Origin of the sequence: Candidatus Pelagibacter communis (assembly GCF_001180025.1) — a bacterium.
Taxonomy (GTDB): Bacteria; Pseudomonadota; Alphaproteobacteria; order Pelagibacterales; family Pelagibacteraceae; genus Pelagibacter; species Pelagibacter ubique_A.
Genome location: NZ_CVSK01000047.1, coordinates 1 through 14,552, shown reverse-complemented (window position 1 = coordinate 14,552; position 14,552 = coordinate 1). Strand labels below are relative to the sequence as shown.

Sequence of the window (14,552 nt, the reverse complement as noted above, 5' to 3'; positions counted from 1 at the left end):
ATAAGCACTATTTAAATTGATTGTTATAAAATTATTAAATGCAAAAATATTCTTTATTTAACCTTGTTAAAAACGCTTTTTCAAACCATCAAAATTGGGATTTAGCTTGGAAAGACCCAACACCTAAAGAAGAATATGATGTCGTTATCATAGGTGGAGGCGGTCATGGCTTGGCTACTGCATATTACCTTGCTAAAGAGCACAACATTACAAAAGTTGCAATTATTGAGAAAGGATGGATTGGAGGGGGAAATGTAGGACGTAACACTACAATTATTAGATCCAATTATATGCACGATGAAAATGGATTGTTCAGTGAGTTTGGAATGGATTTATGGAGAAAGATGAGTCAGGATTTGAACTACAATGTAATGTTTTCTCCAAGAGGAATAATTAACCTTGCGCACTCTGATGCTCAAATGAATGCATACGCGAGAAGAGGAAATTCGATGAGGTTAAATGGAATTGATGCAGTTCTTTTAAATAGAGAACAAGTTAAAGAAATTATTCCAATGGCTGACTTTTCTGAAAATGTAAGATTTCCAATTTTTGGTGGTTTGATGCAACCAAGTGCAGGTACAGCAAGACACGATGCTGTTGCATGGGGCTATGCAAGACAAGCTGACTCTATGGGTGTAGATATAATTCAAAATTGTGAAGTGATTGGGTTTGATGTTTCAGCCGGCAAAATAAAAGGAATAAGAACTTCAAGAGGAAATATTAAAGCGAAAAAAGTTGGTCTGTGTGTTGCTGGAAGCACAAATATATTAGCTGAAAAATTAAATATGACTTTACCAATTGAAACACATTTACTTCAAGCTTGTGTTTCTGAACCAGTTAAACCAGTTTTAGATAAAGTAGTTACATTTGGTGCTGGTCATTTTTATGTAAGTCAATCAGATAAAGGTGAGATGGTGATGGGAGGCGATCTTGATGGGTATAATAGTTATGCTCAAAGAGGAAATTTACCGACATTACAACACGTTTTAACTGAGGGAATAGCGATGATGCCGTTTTTAAGTAAATTAAAAATGCTTAGAACTTGGGGTGGTATAATGGATATGTCAATGGATGGTTCACCAATTATTGATAAAACACATATTGAAGGATTGTATTTAAATTGTGGATGGTGCTACGGAGGATTTAAAGCGACACCTGCATCAGGATGGACATTTGCACACACTATTGCACAAGATAGAGTTCATGAATTAAACGCTGGTTATAGTTTAAATAGATTTAGTACTGGTCACCTTATTGATGAAAAGGGACTTGGAACAAAAACCTGGATATCGTAAATGCTTTACATAAATTGTCCACACTGTGGAATGAGATCTCAAAATGAATTTTCATATGGTGGCGATGCAAGCGTTAAAAGACCGGAACTTAATAAAGAAGTTACTGATCAAGAATGGGATAATTTTGTTTACAATAGAAAAAGTATAAGAGGAAAGCATTTAGAGCTATGGCAACATATTTCTGGATGTAGACAATGGATAAAGGTTGAGAGAGATACTGCAACTCATGAAATTTTTAGAACTTTTAAAGCTGATGAGGAAGTTGCTTAATGACCCAAGCTTTTAGAATTGAAAATGGTGGGTTAATAAATAGAGATAAAAAATTATCTTTTAAATTTAATGGGAAAACTTACTTTGGTTATGAAGGTGACACATTAGCTTCAGCTTTATTAGCTAATGGGGTTCATTTAGTAGGAAGAAGCTTTAAATATCACAGACCAAGAGGTTTTTTTGGAGCAGGTGTAGACGAACCCTATGCGGTAGTTCAACTTTATAGAAATGGTGAAACAGAACCTAATATTAAAGCAACAGAACAGGAATTATTTGAAGGTTTAGAAGCAAAAAGTGTTAATTGTTGGCCAAATGTTAATTTTGACATAGGTGCAATCAATAATTTTTTAAAAATTTTTTTACCAGCAGGTTTTTATTACAAAACTTTCATGTGGCCAAAAAGTTTTTGGTATCGAATTTATGAGCCTTTCATAAGAAAAGCAGCTGGTTTAGGAGTAGCTTCAACCAAGCATGATAAAGAAAGGTATGAACATAAATACGAATATTGCGATTTATTAATTGCAGGTTCAGGACCATCAGGATTGGCAGGAGCATATGCTGCTGCAAAAAATGGAGCTAAAGTAATTTTAGCTGAAGATAAACCAAGATTTGGCGGATCTTTACTAACAAGTGATGTCAATATTGGCAATCAATCAGGAAAAGATTGGGCTGAGGGGATAATTGCAGAGCTCAAAACAATGCCAAATGTTGTTGTAAAAAATAGATCTCAAATTTTTGGATACTATGATCACAACATGCTTGTGATGTCGGAAAAAGTTAGTGATCATTTACCATCAACTAAAAAATACCATCCTAATAAAAGACTATGGTACATTCGTGCAAAAGAGGTTTTGATTTCCTCTGGATCAATTGAAAGACCAATAGTTTTTGGAAATAATGATACACCAGGAGTAATGCTTTCTTCAGCTGCTAAAGAATATTTAAAAGTATATGGTGTTTTAGTTGGAAGAAAACCATTGGTATTTACAAATAATGATAGTGGATACGAAACAGCAATTGAATTTAAAAAACATGGAGTAGATCCAGTTGTTTTAGACTCAAGAAAAAACGCTGAATCAGAAATAATTGATGAAGCAAAAAATTTAGGAATTAATATAAAGAATTCTTATGTTGTGGTTGCTGCACAAGGGTACAAAAAAGTAAAATCTGCAGATATAGCAAGTATTTCTGAAGATAAAAAACAACTTGGTAAAATAGAAAATATACAATGTGATTGTATTTGCGTTTCAGGTTTTTGGACACCAACCATTCATTTAGCTTCACAATCAGGAAATAAAACAAAGTTTAAAGAAGAAATTGATGCATTTGTTCCAGGACAATCAAAACAAAATGAAATCACTTTAGGTGCAGCTAATGGAATATTTTCGCTTGATGAAACATTAAAAACTTCATTTAAAGCAGGAAGTGAATTATCAAAAAAAATTACTGAAAAGGATAATGAGATAGCTATTCCAAATGTTGTTGAAAAGAAATCTTCTCAACATGATAAGTTTTGGTGTGTTCCATTGCCAAAAGGTAAAAATTATAAAAGATTTTTAGATTTTCAAAATGATGTAGCAGTATCTGATGTAGAAATAGCTTTAAGAGAAGGGTATCGATCAATTGAACACGTTAAAAGATATACAACTCTAGGAATGGCAACAGACCAAGGAAAAACAAGCAATTTAAATGGATTGCAATTAGTATCTGAAATAGAAAATAAAGTTGTTCCTGCGGTAGGTCATACAACTTTTAGACCTCCATATACTCCAGTTTCTATTGGAGCAATTGTTGGAAGGGAAGTTGGAAAACATTCAAAACCAACCAGAAAATCACCAATGCATGAATGGCATGAAAAAAATAATGCAGTTTTTGTTGATGCGGGTGTTTGGTTAAGACCAAGATATTATAAAAAAGGAAATGAAAATTTATTTGAGGCATCTAAAAGAGAGGCTAAAAATGTAAGAGCAAATGTTGGAGTTTGTGACGTAACGACTTTAGGAAAAATTGATGTCAAAGGTCCTGATGCAGCAGAGTTATTAAACAGAGTTTATACTAATGCGTGGCTTAAGCTACCAGTTGGTAAAGCAAGATACGGTGTAATGTTAAGAGAAGATGGAATTGTTATGGACGACGGAACAACCACAAGAATTTCAGAAAATCATTATCACATGACTACTACTACAGCTCAAGCTGCAAACGTTCTCTCTCATTTAGAATATTATTTGCAATTAGTTTGGCCTGAATTAAATGTGAATGTGGTTTCAACCACAGAACAATGGGCTGGAGCAGCTATCGCTGGACCTAAATCTCGGGATTTATTAAAAAAATTATTTCCAAATTCTGATGTATCAAATGAAGGCTTACCTTTTATGGGCTATATGGAGGGAGATTTATTTGGTGTTAAAGCAAGAATATTTAGAATTTCGTTTTCAGGCGAGCTTGCTTATGAAGTAAATGTTGAGTCTGATTATGGAAATTTCATGTGGGAAAAAATAATTGAAGCTGGTGAAGAATTTAATATTCAACCATATGGAACAGAAGCATTATCAACTCTTAGAATTGAAATGGGACATGTTGCTGGATCAGAACTTGATGGTAGAACAATTCCATTCGATAACGCCTTAGAAGGTCTTGTTAGTAAAAAGAAAGATTTTATTGGAAAAAGATCATTACAACGATCTGCATTTACAGCTGAAGATAGACAGAGAATAGTGGGGGTAGTTCCATTAGACAAACAAACAAGTATACCAGAAGGCTCTCACTTAGTTAAAGATGATAAAGCACCATTGCCAAATCCAAAGTTAGGTCATATCTCTGCATCATGTTGGAGTGTTGAATATGATAATCCTTTTTCTTTAGCAATTTTGAAAGATGGAAAAAATATGATAGGTCAAAAGCTTTTTGCAATGTCGCCACTTAAAAATAAAGTAATACCAGTTGAGATAGTTTCATCACATTACGTAGACCCAAAAGGTGAAAGGGTTAGATCATGACATTAATTTCAGCTTTATCAAATGTTCATACAAAAGGGCAATTTGGAGATTATGAAGGTAAAAATGAAAATGATATACTTAAAATATCCGAAATTAAAAATTTACTAATAGTTCAAATAGTTCAGTACAAAAATTCTTCAGTTTCATTTGAGGGTATTGATATTGATGGTTTAAAATTAAAAAATGAACCTTTAAATGTAGTGTTTAACGAAACTACAAGGATTATGTGGAATGGACCAAAAAACTGGCTTTTAGTTTCGACAAAAAAAAATTTAATTAAAAATGTATCAGATAATTTTAAAGATACAGATTTTGCTATAACAGATTTATCTCATTCTAGAGCTATTATTGAAATCGAAGGAAATGATTCGATTGAAGTTTTGAAAAAAGGATGTCCTTTTAATTTTAATACATTGGAGAAAAATAATTCAATTAACTCAACTTATAATGGAATAGCTTTTACTGTAGATAAGTTGGGTGAAAATCCAAATAAAGTAAGGTTATTTGCTCTAAGAAGTTTTGGCGAATCTTTATATCATTCTATCACAGATGCATCTCTAGAGTTTGGCTTTCATTCTTTATAAGCTTAAATTTTCAATCTCTTGTTGCAATATAAACACCTATAGAAGTAATTATAAATCCAATTAAATCTAAACTAGTTAAACTTTCATTTAAGAAAAGCCATGCCATAAAAGCAGACGTTGCTGGAATTAAAAAAAATATAGAAACAGTTTTGCTTGCTGAATTATTTTTAATTAAAAACATTAATATTGTAAATGCTCCAAATGATACCAAAAATATTTGATGGCTCATAGCAATAATAAATGTTTGTGAGAAATCAATATATGGATCAACAAACAAAATAATTATTGATAAATGAAATATACATCCACCAATAGCTTGATTCATATTGCTTACAGATAAAGGTAAGTTGTTACTTAATTTTTTTTGCCACAAAGTTGAAAATGTGATTGCTAATAAAGCAATTATTGTAGCGATCAATCCTGTTGATGGTATTTTAGAACCAACATCAAAACCCAATACAAGTCCTGCACCAGCAAATCCTAATAAAACACCTATCCATTGTTTTGTGGATACTTTTTCATTTAAGACTGGACCACTTAATACGTTTGTTAGAACTGGTTGAAGAGTTACAATTAATGCTGCAATTGCTGTAGGCATGCCTATTGAAATTGAGTAAAAGACACCACCAAGATAAAAACCATGAAATAAGACACCACTAAAAAAAGATTCAATAAAGTTTCTTTTGCTTACTAAAATTTTTTGTTTTGAAAAAATAGAAAATAAAAAAAAACCAAAAGCAACCAAGGCAAATCTAAATGCAAGAGCAGCAAATGGATCACTATTATCTATGATAGGTTTTGTAGTTATGAAGGCTGAAGACCACAGAAGTATAAATATGAAAGGAAATATTCTTATCATCATCTTTAATAAACAAATAAATCAAATAAAATCAAACAAATCAGTACCTATAATGAACAAATTAAATGTAGCAACAGAGAATCAAATCACTTAAAGTTTAATTATGAAGTTTAGATTATTTAGAATTTTAACAATTATACTGTCTTTTTTCTTTTTGACAGGTTTTGTACCTATTCTTTCACTAGTAGGTCCAAGCGTAACAGCAATTACTTCGGGTAATATTTATAAAGCTAGTGCACAATTCATAGTCAATCAACATATAGAGAAAGAAACTGGAAAAAATTCCTATGTTTTAATTAAAGAAACTTTAGTCAACGAACAAATAGATAAAAAAATAAAAAAAAATTCTTTTGACGAAGATTTAAGACAATTAGTTGAAACAAGAATTAAAATGACTAGACAAAAACTAGATAATCAAAATTTACAAAAATTACTAAAAAAAAGAATAGAGGTTACTAGATCAATACTTGATTTAAATAATATTACTCAATAATATTTAGATATATCAAGTTTTCTTGCTTAGTTTCTTTACACCACATTTCATAGCTTTCACAAACTCTCCATAAATGATTGAAAGCTCTTTGTGATATTTCTAATGGAAAATGACTTTTGGTATAATAAAGTTTAGGTATTTTCATTAAAAATTTAACCATAGAATCTTTTTGAAGCTCTAAAATTTTTAAAGTTTCTTCATTAATTTTTTTCTTAGTTATCTTATCAATAAATTTATTATTCTTAAGTTCTAAAAACCATTTATTGTGAAATTCTCCTGAACTTAAAATTTCATATTCTTTAGTAGTCATAAAAATTTCAAATGCCTGTATATTATTGATTTCAGGATTTTGTTTTTTAATTTCAATTATGTTTGAATAAACAAATTCTGCAGCTCTTAAAACATATGGCTTTTCATTCTCATTAGACATAAGCTAATTTTTATGCATAACCATAGCTGAATGAGCCAAAATTAAGTTAGGATCTAAGAAAACTTTTGAGGATTTAACATTTTCAAATGATTTAAATGCAAAAATTGCAATAGGTAGCTCTGTACAACCTAAAATAATTTTTTTGCACTTGATTTTAATTAAGTAGTCAATTGCAGGTTTAATTGCTTTTGCAGCTGCTTTTACATTACCCATTTTAACTAATTTAATTGCTTTATTGACTGACAATTTTTGTATTTTTTGAGATGGCTCTATTAATTGATAATCTTTTTCAAAAAATTTTTTATAAACTCCAGTTTTAAGAGTACCCTCAGTTGCCAAGAGACCAACTTTGGAGTTTTTTATACATTTTTTTTTTGTAAATTTGAAAACTTCTTTTGGCATATTGATTATTGGAATATTGATTTTATTTTGTAAATCATCGAACCAATAATGAGCTGTATTGCAAGGTATAACTATAAATTTACATTTATTCTTTTCTAGAAGCTTACAACCTTTGAGTAAGCTCTTTAAAACTTTGTTATATTTTGCTCTACTTGTTTTGTTTGTAGATTTGTTCGAAAGATTTTTAGTTTGAGATCCTATAGATTCAGGTCTGCCAGGAATATTTGATTTATTATAAAGTATAAATAATGGATACTCTTGATCAATTTTTCCTCTATTTAAAACCGCAAGTTTGTTACAAAAATCAAGACCAGCTTGAGTTCCCATTCCACCTAAAATTCCAATCATAATCTTGATTAATTTATTAATATTTTAATTTAAATCTATAATTAATAATTGTGTTTAAAGATTGTTATTAAATAAGGTATTGGCTGAATAATAAATTTACTAAAGTAAAATAAATTTTTCAGCCAATAGGAAGTGTGAAATTATGCAGTTTTTAAGTTAACTGCTGAAGGACCTTTAGGACCATCTTCAACATCGAAAGTCAAAGCTTGACCCTCATCTAAACCGTTCATACCAGCGTCTCTTACTGCTGAAACATGTACAAACACATCTTTTTCTTTATCTTCTCTTTCAATAAAACCAAAACCTTTGGTTGGATTGAACCACTTTACTTTACCTTGTAGACTCATATTTTTCTTCTTACTTTTTGTTATGTTTAATTATTACTTATAATTAAGTAATAATGGCTTTCTTTAGATTTTATTGAGTTTTGTCAACAAAATAGATCAATAATTAAAAATAATTTATTAATTATCATCGATTATCTTAGTTAAATAAACAGAATTGATGTCTTCTTTGTAGTGCGCAAAAGGCTCGCATACTGCGAAACCAGTTTTTTTGAAAAGTTTTCTTGCCGGTATAAAAAAATCACCCGCTCCTGTTTCGATACTTAATCTTTTTATTTTAAGTTTTTTAGCTTCACTAATTAAATGATTGATTACCTTAATCCCTTGACCTTGATTTCTGAAATTGTCATGAATTCTTATCGATTTAAATTCCCCATGTTCATTATCTAAAAACTTTAAAGCACCACAACCGATCAGTTTTTCATCATCCCATAAGCTCCAAAATTTAATTGATGGAACTTTTAAACCAGGAATATCCAGGACGTGAGCACTACCTTCTGGAGAGGCAGCTCTAAGTTCAACAAAATGCTTAGTTAGAAGCTCATTAACTTCTGTATTATCAAAATTACCTTCTATTGATTTTAACATTTATACTAAAGTTGTGATATGACCCATTTTTCTTTTTTCTTTTATATCTTTTTTTAAATAATCAAAGAAAAATTCGTTATCATTAAACTTTTGTATGTTTCTGTAATGAGTAATTTGATGGCCAAGCAAATTCATCATTTTAGCATTAGATATTTTTTTTAAAGGAATTTGTTCTAAACCACACACAGCTCTTACATGATTTTCAAATTGACTCACATTAAAAGCATTTATTGTTAGATGTCCTGAGTTATGTACTCTAGGTGCAATCTCATTAACATAAAGATTATTATTTCTGTCAATAAAAAATTCTACACATAAAGTTCCAACATATTTAAGTTCTTCTGCAATTAGCATTGCCCAATCTTTAGATTGATTAAAAATCTTTTCATCAATCTCAGCTGGTATTTTTGAATATTTTAAAATTTGATCTTCGTGGGTGTTTTCTATTGGTTCGTAAATTTCATATTTATTATTACCAAACCTTGTAATTATAATTGAAATCTCTTTTTTTAATTTTACAAGTTTTTCAAGAATATATCCTTTTGAAAAATCAATATTCAAAACACTAAGATCATCGCCTGATTTAATTGGATATTGACCTTTTCCATCATAACCGAGTGTTGTTGTTTTTAAAATTCCTGGCAGAAAATCTTCCAATGCATCTATGTCAGATTTTTTTTCAATCGATACATATCTAGTTGTTCTAATATTTAATTTATTAACAAAATCTTTTTCAGCCAATCGATGTTGGATTAATCTGTTAACAGAAGGCTTTGGTAAAACTGGTTTAAATTTATTAATTTCATTTAATGTTTCATATGGAATATTTTCAAATTCATAAGTGACTAAATCAACCTGATTTAAAAATTCTGATATTTTTTCTTTATTATCATAACTTCCATTAATAAATTGATTGCAAAAATTTTGTGCTGGTGCATCTATATCATCACAAAAAATAACAGTTTTCACATTTATTTTTTTAGCTGCTATTGCAAGCATGCTTCCAAGTTGACCACCCCCAATGATACCAAGAGTAATTTCTGACATTTTATTTTGGAGATTTCTTTACAGATTTAGTATGTGATGTTCTAAAATTTTTAAGTTTTTTTCGAACATTCGAATTATTATTAGCAATTATTGCTGCTGCTAGTAAAGCAGCATTAATAGCGCCGTCCTCTCCTATAGCAAGCGTTCCTACAGGAATTCCTTTAGGCATTTGTACAATTGATAACAAACTATCCAAACCTTTAAGCTTTTTACTTTCAACAGGAACACCAAGTACCGGCAGATGTGTAAGTGCTGATATCATACCTGGAAGATGAGCAGATCCTCCAGCACCTGCAATTATTACTCCTATATGATTTTGCTCAACTTTTGCAGCATATTCATACATTCTTTGTGGTGTTCTGTGAGCAGATATAATTTTTGTTTCAAACGAAACTCCAATTTTTTTTAAGGTTTTTTCGGCCAGTTTCATTACTTTATAGTCTGATTGACTTCCCATTATGATTGAAACTTTTAATTTATTATTTTTTTTCATGAAAATTGATCAATCTGTTTATTTCAAAATTAACTAAAAATTTCAATAAAATTAATAGTATTTAAAATACATATTGATTAGAGTTAAGCATACTATGAATTATAAAATCGACAATCTTCAATATTGCAACTGGTCTAGAAAAATCTTTGAGATAAACAGATCCGCTGGATTAGATGCTGTCCATGTTACTATTGTCTACCATGAAGATTTTGATGAATTACAAATCGAAATAAAAAAATGGGAAAAATTATTTCATGAAAATTCTGATTTAATTTTCCTTGGTAAAAATTTTCAAGATATTGATAAAGCTAATAAAGAAAATAAAACTGCAATATTTTTTGGTTTTCAAAACTGTTCACCAATTGAAGACGACATAAATCTTGTTGAAAAGGTTCATGAATTAGGATGTCGATTTATGCAGTTGACCTATAACAATCAATCTTTACTTGCAACAGGTTGTTATGAGAAAGTAGATAGTGGAGTTACAAATTTTGGACGTGAGGTTATAAGAGAAATGAATAGAGTTGGCCTTGTAGTTGACATGTCACATTCTGCAGAAAAAAGTACTATAGATGCAATTGAGTTTAGTGAAAAACCAATTGCAATTACTCATGCTAACCCTTCTTTTTGGCATCCAGCTAAAAGAAACAAATCTTCAGATTTATTAAAAATTTTGAGCGATAGTGGTGGTATGTTGGGTTTATCATTATACCCTCATCACTTAAAAGATAATACAAATTGTAGTCTAGATAGTTTTTGTGAAATGGTGGCAAAAACAGCTGAAATAATGGATGTAAAAAAAATAGGAATAGGATCAGATCTTTGTTTAGATCATCCAGATACTGTTGTTGAATGGATGAGAAATGGTTCTTGGTCTAAAAGTAAAAATTATGGTGAAGGTTCAAAAAATAAACCAGGTTTTCCAAAACAACCTGACTGGTTTCTTGATGCAAGAGGGTTCTCAAATATTGAAAAAGGTCTAAAAAAAGCAGGTTTTTCAGATACCGAGACACATGGAATACTTGGAAATAACTGGTACAATTTTTATAAATCTATTTAATTATGAAAGTTGAATTAAGAGACCCAAACAAGATAATGAAATTATCAAGGCTAGGATCTTTTCATCAATCAAAATTATCTTTTTTAAGAAGTTTTCTTAATGAATTTAAAGAGTGGGAGTATAAAAGAGATTTATTTAATTTAAACGAAAATGGTTTTGGAGAAGCTGTTTATTCATTTAAAAAAAATAAAAGAGTTTATTCTTTAGTTTGTTTTGCAAATGAAATCAAAGATGAAGAAAGATCAGATAGAGTTATTGCAACAAAATGGGATGCTGCCTTTACATTACATGATGGAGTTCCTACAAAAAAAGATATTGAAAGATTAAAAAATGAAGTTCCAAAACAAGAAGTTGGTAGACTTTCTTATAAAGAATTAACTTTATCTAGAGCAAACAAATCAGTAAGAATTTATAATCACGTAGTTGAAAGTTTGAGCAAAGGTCAACAGCCAGATTTAAACTTATTATCAAAAGTAGGCTATTTATATAGGACTACAGCAGTATATGGCTCTGGTAAGTTTGGTCTAGCAGATCGATTTAGAATTAAAAATCGTGAAGAAATTAATGGCCCATTCAGATTAGAAATGATGTTGGTATATTTGGTAAGACAATTTACTTTTGATCAAGTTAATCATGTTGCTTATTATAAAAATCCAAAAACAGCCGTTAAGTTAGATGATAATATTTGTAAAAACTTGGGAATAGGTAATTCAACAGGCTTGGGCATGGCTCCATTTATAGTCAATCACCCAACTCTATTAAATAATTGGATTTTAAGTAGAGAAAAAGCACTTAAAAAAATTAGAGAAATCAAAGATGTAGAAAGTCAAGATAGTGATTTGTTTATAGATTGTGTAACAAAATCATTAAAAAATATTACAAGCTGGAATACTGATAGCGAATATCAGCAAATAAAAATCACATCATTACTAAAAGATGTTGAAAGATTTTTAAACTTTATAAACAAAGATTTTGATTTTGAGATCGAATATCCTTTTAACAAAATATATCAATGGTTGGAGGATAATACTTGCGAGGAATGTATTGAATACATTGTTTCAATAATGATGGAACCTTATAATAATATTGTAAATCCTTTGGTAAAAGAAATGAGCTCAGATGAAGAGAAATATTTTAATATTCCAACTTATAGAAAAGTTGAAGAATTGCGAAATATCATTGAAGCAAAGTATCCAAACATTTTAGATATTAATTTTGAAGAAAAAGAAAATAATAAAAACTTTTGGTTTATTTCAAAAAATAAAGAGGAACCTAGATTAGCGGATCGTTTTGAAGAGCATGGATCAGAATTAGAACAGCCTTTAGCAATAGCAAGAGATATAAAAAAACTTTATGACAAATTATTAGTCTCAAAAAATAGTTTAACTATTGCTGAATTTTTAACATCAAATTCTGAATTAAGACATGTCGTGAGGAGAGCATTCATTGTAGAAAAATTTCCTTATTCAGAGATACAAGATAATACAATTGGTAAAGATTTAATGCCTATTGATATGCTTAGACTAAAATTGTCTTTTTTTGGGGCATTAAAATTTGATCCACGATCTGACAAATGGTTAAGAATTTGCATGTTCCAAGGAGCTCCACTTCCAAATGAGTTAAAAAGTTATGACGAGCAATGGGTATATAAAACCAATATTTAATAATGAAATCACTGAGTGAAATTGAAACTACTGTTAAAAGAGCTTCAAAGGCGGCAGGATATTCTTGGGGAGTTTCTGAGGAAACAGGAAAAAGTATAAGATTGTTAGAGCTATTTAGTTTACCGGGTATTAAGCACCTTAATGAATATTTAAATCAAAAAAATAAAAGTAAATTTGAAAGTTTAAATTTAATTAGTGAAAATAACTCTTCATTGAATAATCCTTACTGTCCAATTACTTTAGGCGTTAGTTTTTTAGATCAAATAAATGTTTTAGAAAATTTAAAAAAAATTGAGTTTAAAAATGTTGCTTATCCAATAATTTTTATTTCCTTCATAAGTCGTTCATCAGAAATTATTGGAAAAAAAATTAATGTAAAAATAGATGAAAAAAAAATGTTACTAAATCTAAATGTAAATATTTTTTCAAATTTTATTGATCAAGAATTTCCAAAGATAGCGAATACAATTGAGGTCAATCTACTTGAAAATGAAGATAACTTTACAAACGATGAATGGAATAATTTATACAAGTTATCCGAAGAAACTTTTGTTGAAGAGAGTGACAGTTTAAAAGAGGGTGCGGCAGGTGCTGGTTTGACAGATAATGATTGATAAAATTGATGAAAAAAATCCAAAGGTAGATACTGAAGAATTAAATAATATTTGTGACGAATGCAAAGAGGAAGACGAAAGTGTCACTCAAAATTTAATTCTTACTGGGTTTAAATTATGTAAATCTTGTAGAGTATCTAAGACTATTTTTCCACTTTAACTGATTTGACTTACTGGAAGCATATTCATTCTACTCATCACAAATGAGATAGATAAAAATGCAATAATTAAAAAGGATAAAAGTACAATCCCAAAAGATTTAAAATTAGATTTTAAACTCAATATCTGTTTAGTTGAAATTATTAAACCTGCAAAAATCCAAAACTGTGTAAGAAAAATTATTGGTATCATTAAATCTGGTGTGACAGCAAAAAATCTTAATAAACCAGGAGCATGCGCAAATCCAACAGCTGTTAAAACTTTTTTGAACGATACTTTGGTTTGTTTGTCAGGAAATAATTTAACTCCAATTACAAAAATAAAAATTGCCCATATTAGCCAAGTAACTATTGCAGTTAGACCAGACATTGCAATAGCTGTTTTAATAATAGTATTAGCTGCTACTGCTCCAGCGATACCATCTAGGATCATTATAATCCCAGCAAAGTATATTGATGCTTCCCCAAAATTTTTATTATCCGAATAAAGAGTTTTGTCTAATTTAATTGACTTAAAGATTATATTTAAAAATTCAGCAAACATTAATTTTTTTTATTTTTATTTTTTTGAGCCTTATAAGAAACAATTAATGGGAATATTATTAAAGCAATAGCAATGATAATGCAAACTGCTATTAGAAAACTTTTGGTCATTAGAATTGAAAAGGGGGAACTGAAATTAGCTCCCCCTTAGTAAATTTTACCCTTTTACAACTTCTCTCGTATTTGCGTTGAAAGACTCTTTGAATGGAATATCTACAACTACAGCATCCACAGGTGTTCCTGGAGTGTCCGAATATTTTTCAGGAAGATGAACTTTAAACTTAGTTCCAACCTTACCTTTTGGAAATCCATTAGGGTTTAAAGTTCCATCAAACGGAACATATCCCATTGCTATATTAGTTTT

Annotated in this window: 17 protein-coding genes and 1 pseudogene; 9 read left to right on the top strand and 9 right to left on the bottom strand. The window is 29.7% G+C overall.

What is annotated here, in order from left to right; all coding sequences use genetic code 11:
• Positions 1 to 38: 38 nt before the first annotated feature.
• From AMN83_RS01955 to AMN83_RS01940, 4 genes are read left to right on the top strand one after another with little or no spacing between them, the layout of a single operon-like run.
• Complete coding sequence (locus AMN83_RS01955) at positions 39 to 1,295, top strand: sarcosine oxidase subunit beta family protein (protein ID WP_075503950.1); 1,257 nt, start codon at positions 39 to 41, stop codon at positions 1,293 to 1,295.
• Positions 1,296 to 1,565 (top strand): sarcosine oxidase subunit delta, encoded by a 270-nt coding sequence (locus tag AMN83_RS01950; protein WP_075503948.1) that lies wholly within the window; start codon positions 1,296 to 1,298, stop codon positions 1,563 to 1,565. It begins immediately after the preceding gene.
• Positions 1,565 to 4,561 (top strand): sarcosine oxidase subunit alpha family protein, encoded by a 2,997-nt coding sequence (locus tag AMN83_RS01945; protein WP_075503946.1) that lies wholly within the window; start codon positions 1,565 to 1,567, stop codon positions 4,559 to 4,561. Before AMN83_RS01950 ends, AMN83_RS01945 begins: the two co-directional genes overlap by 1 nt.
• Entirely contained in the window at positions 4,558 to 5,145 is a 588-nt protein-coding gene (locus AMN83_RS01940; protein ID WP_075503943.1) for an aminomethyltransferase family protein, read from the top strand. Before AMN83_RS01945 ends, AMN83_RS01940 begins: the two co-directional genes overlap by 4 nt.
• Before the next feature lie 10 nt (positions 5,146 to 5,155).
• Here AMN83_RS01940 and AMN83_RS01935 read toward each other — a convergent pair whose 3' ends face one another.
• Complete coding sequence (locus AMN83_RS01935) at positions 5,156 to 6,004, bottom strand: DMT family transporter (RefSeq protein WP_075503941.1); 849 nt, start codon at positions 6,002 to 6,004, stop codon at positions 5,156 to 5,158.
• A gap of 103 nt (positions 6,005 to 6,107) precedes the next feature.
• Between AMN83_RS01935 and AMN83_RS01930 the strand changes: the two genes are divergently transcribed.
• Positions 6,108 to 6,497, top strand: coding sequence for a hypothetical protein (locus AMN83_RS01930; RefSeq protein ID WP_075503939.1), 390 nt, complete (start codon positions 6,108 to 6,110; stop codon positions 6,495 to 6,497).
• Here the strand turns inward: AMN83_RS01930 and AMN83_RS01925 are convergent.
• The 6 genes from AMN83_RS01925 to purE form a co-directional block, all read right to left on the bottom strand.
• Positions 6,487 to 6,927 (bottom strand): hypothetical protein, encoded by a 441-nt coding sequence (locus AMN83_RS01925; protein WP_075503937.1) that lies wholly within the window; start codon positions 6,925 to 6,927, stop codon positions 6,487 to 6,489. The genes AMN83_RS01930 and AMN83_RS01925 overlap by 11 nt on opposite strands.
• 3 nt (positions 6,928 to 6,930) lie before the next feature.
• Complete coding sequence (locus AMN83_RS01920; protein ID WP_075503935.1) at positions 6,931 to 7,677, bottom strand: aspartate/glutamate racemase family protein; 747 nt, start codon at positions 7,675 to 7,677, stop codon at positions 6,931 to 6,933.
• Between the two features lie 140 nt (positions 7,678 to 7,817).
• Positions 7,818 to 8,024 carry a cold-shock protein gene (locus AMN83_RS01915; RefSeq protein ID WP_008545539.1) on the bottom strand — a complete coding sequence of 69 codons (207 nt, stop codon included), beginning with the start codon at positions 8,022 to 8,024 and terminating at the stop codon, positions 7,818 to 7,820.
• Positions 8,025 to 8,141: 117 nt separating this feature from the next.
• The gene (locus AMN83_RS01910; protein WP_075503932.1) at positions 8,142 to 8,609 is read right to left on the bottom strand and encodes a GNAT family N-acetyltransferase; all 468 of its coding nucleotides are present in this window, start codon (positions 8,607 to 8,609) and stop codon (positions 8,142 to 8,144) included.
• A complete protein-coding gene (locus AMN83_RS01905) occupies positions 8,610 to 9,656 on the bottom strand; it encodes a 5-(carboxyamino)imidazole ribonucleotide synthase (RefSeq protein WP_075503930.1) in 1,047 nt (348 codons plus the stop codon).
• Between the two features lies 1 nt (position 9,657).
• Positions 9,658 to 10,149 carry a 5-(carboxyamino)imidazole ribonucleotide mutase gene (purE, locus tag AMN83_RS01900; RefSeq protein WP_075503928.1) on the bottom strand — a complete coding sequence of 164 codons (492 nt, stop codon included), beginning with the start codon at positions 10,147 to 10,149 and terminating at the stop codon, positions 9,658 to 9,660.
• A gap of 94 nt (positions 10,150 to 10,243) precedes the next feature.
• On the opposite strand from purE, the gene AMN83_RS01895 reads away from it, so the two are divergent.
• From AMN83_RS01895 to AMN83_RS05185, 4 genes are read left to right on the top strand one after another with little or no spacing between them, the layout of a single operon-like run.
• Positions 10,244 to 11,209 (top strand): membrane dipeptidase, encoded by a 966-nt coding sequence (locus AMN83_RS01895; protein WP_075503926.1) that lies wholly within the window; start codon positions 10,244 to 10,246, stop codon positions 11,207 to 11,209.
• 2 nt (positions 11,210 to 11,211) lie between these two features.
• Positions 11,212 to 12,873: a hypothetical protein gene (locus tag AMN83_RS01890; RefSeq protein WP_075503924.1), complete on the top strand. Its 1,662-nt coding sequence runs from the start codon at positions 11,212 to 11,214 to the stop codon at positions 12,871 to 12,873.
• A gap of 2 nt (positions 12,874 to 12,875) precedes the next feature.
• Positions 12,876 to 13,487, top strand: coding sequence for a DUF3726 domain-containing protein (locus AMN83_RS01885; RefSeq protein WP_075503922.1), 612 nt, complete (start codon positions 12,876 to 12,878; stop codon positions 13,485 to 13,487).
• Positions 13,480 to 13,647 carry a hypothetical protein gene (locus AMN83_RS05185; RefSeq protein ID WP_179850403.1) on the top strand — a complete coding sequence of 56 codons (168 nt, stop codon included), beginning with the start codon at positions 13,480 to 13,482 and terminating at the stop codon, positions 13,645 to 13,647. The genes AMN83_RS01885 and AMN83_RS05185 overlap by 8 nt, the downstream gene beginning before the upstream one ends.
• Here the strand turns inward: AMN83_RS05185 and AMN83_RS01880 are convergent.
• Both AMN83_RS01880 and AMN83_RS01875 read right to left on the bottom strand, forming a co-directional pair.
• Positions 13,644 to 14,189: a hypothetical protein gene (locus tag AMN83_RS01880; RefSeq protein WP_075503920.1), complete on the bottom strand. Its 546-nt coding sequence runs from the start codon at positions 14,187 to 14,189 to the stop codon at positions 13,644 to 13,646. The two genes, AMN83_RS05185 and AMN83_RS01880, sit on opposite strands and share 4 nt — an antisense overlap.
• A gap of 156 nt (positions 14,190 to 14,345) precedes the next feature.
• A pseudogene (locus AMN83_RS01875) lies at positions 14,346 to 14,552 on the bottom strand (aminomethyl transferase family protein); the annotation flags it as partial.

Excerpts from the sequence above, each read along its gene's own strand:
- AMN83_RS01955 (WP_075503950.1), top strand. The coding sequence starts at position 39 with ATGCAAAAATATTCTTTATTTAACCTTGTTAAAAACGCTTTTTCAAAC.
- AMN83_RS01950 (WP_075503948.1), top strand. The coding sequence starts at position 1,296 with ATGCTTTACATAAATTGTCCACACTGTGGAATGAGATCTCAAAATGAA.
- AMN83_RS01945 (WP_075503946.1), top strand. The coding sequence starts at position 1,565 with ATGACCCAAGCTTTTAGAATTGAAAATGGTGGGTTAATAAATAGAGAT.
- AMN83_RS01940 (WP_075503943.1), top strand. The coding sequence starts at position 4,558 with ATGACATTAATTTCAGCTTTATCAAATGTTCATACAAAAGGGCAATTT.
- AMN83_RS01935 (WP_075503941.1), bottom strand. The coding sequence starts at position 6,004 with ATGATAAGAATATTTCCTTTCATATTTATACTTCTGTGGTCTTCAGCC.
- AMN83_RS01930 (WP_075503939.1), top strand. The coding sequence starts at position 6,108 with ATGAAGTTTAGATTATTTAGAATTTTAACAATTATACTGTCTTTTTTC.
- AMN83_RS01925 (WP_075503937.1), bottom strand. The coding sequence starts at position 6,927 with ATGTCTAATGAGAATGAAAAGCCATATGTTTTAAGAGCTGCAGAATTT.
- AMN83_RS01920 (WP_075503935.1), bottom strand. The coding sequence starts at position 7,677 with ATGATTGGAATTTTAGGTGGAATGGGAACTCAAGCTGGTCTTGATTTT.
- AMN83_RS01915 (WP_008545539.1), bottom strand. The coding sequence starts at position 8,024 with ATGAGTCTACAAGGTAAAGTAAAGTGGTTCAATCCAACCAAAGGTTTT.
- AMN83_RS01910 (WP_075503932.1), bottom strand. The coding sequence starts at position 8,609 with ATGTTAAAATCAATAGAAGGTAATTTTGATAATACAGAAGTTAATGAG.
- AMN83_RS01905 (WP_075503930.1), bottom strand. The coding sequence starts at position 9,656 with ATGTCAGAAATTACTCTTGGTATCATTGGGGGTGGTCAACTTGGAAGC.
- purE (WP_075503928.1), bottom strand. The coding sequence starts at position 10,149 with ATGAAAAAAAATAATAAATTAAAAGTTTCAATCATAATGGGAAGTCAA.
- AMN83_RS01895 (WP_075503926.1), top strand. The coding sequence starts at position 10,244 with ATGAATTATAAAATCGACAATCTTCAATATTGCAACTGGTCTAGAAAA.
- AMN83_RS01890 (WP_075503924.1), top strand. The coding sequence starts at position 11,212 with ATGAAAGTTGAATTAAGAGACCCAAACAAGATAATGAAATTATCAAGG.
- AMN83_RS01885 (WP_075503922.1), top strand. The coding sequence starts at position 12,876 with ATGAAATCACTGAGTGAAATTGAAACTACTGTTAAAAGAGCTTCAAAG.
- AMN83_RS05185 (WP_179850403.1), top strand. The coding sequence starts at position 13,480 with ATGATTGATAAAATTGATGAAAAAAATCCAAAGGTAGATACTGAAGAA.
- AMN83_RS01880 (WP_075503920.1), bottom strand. The coding sequence starts at position 14,189 with ATGTTTGCTGAATTTTTAAATATAATCTTTAAGTCAATTAAATTAGAC.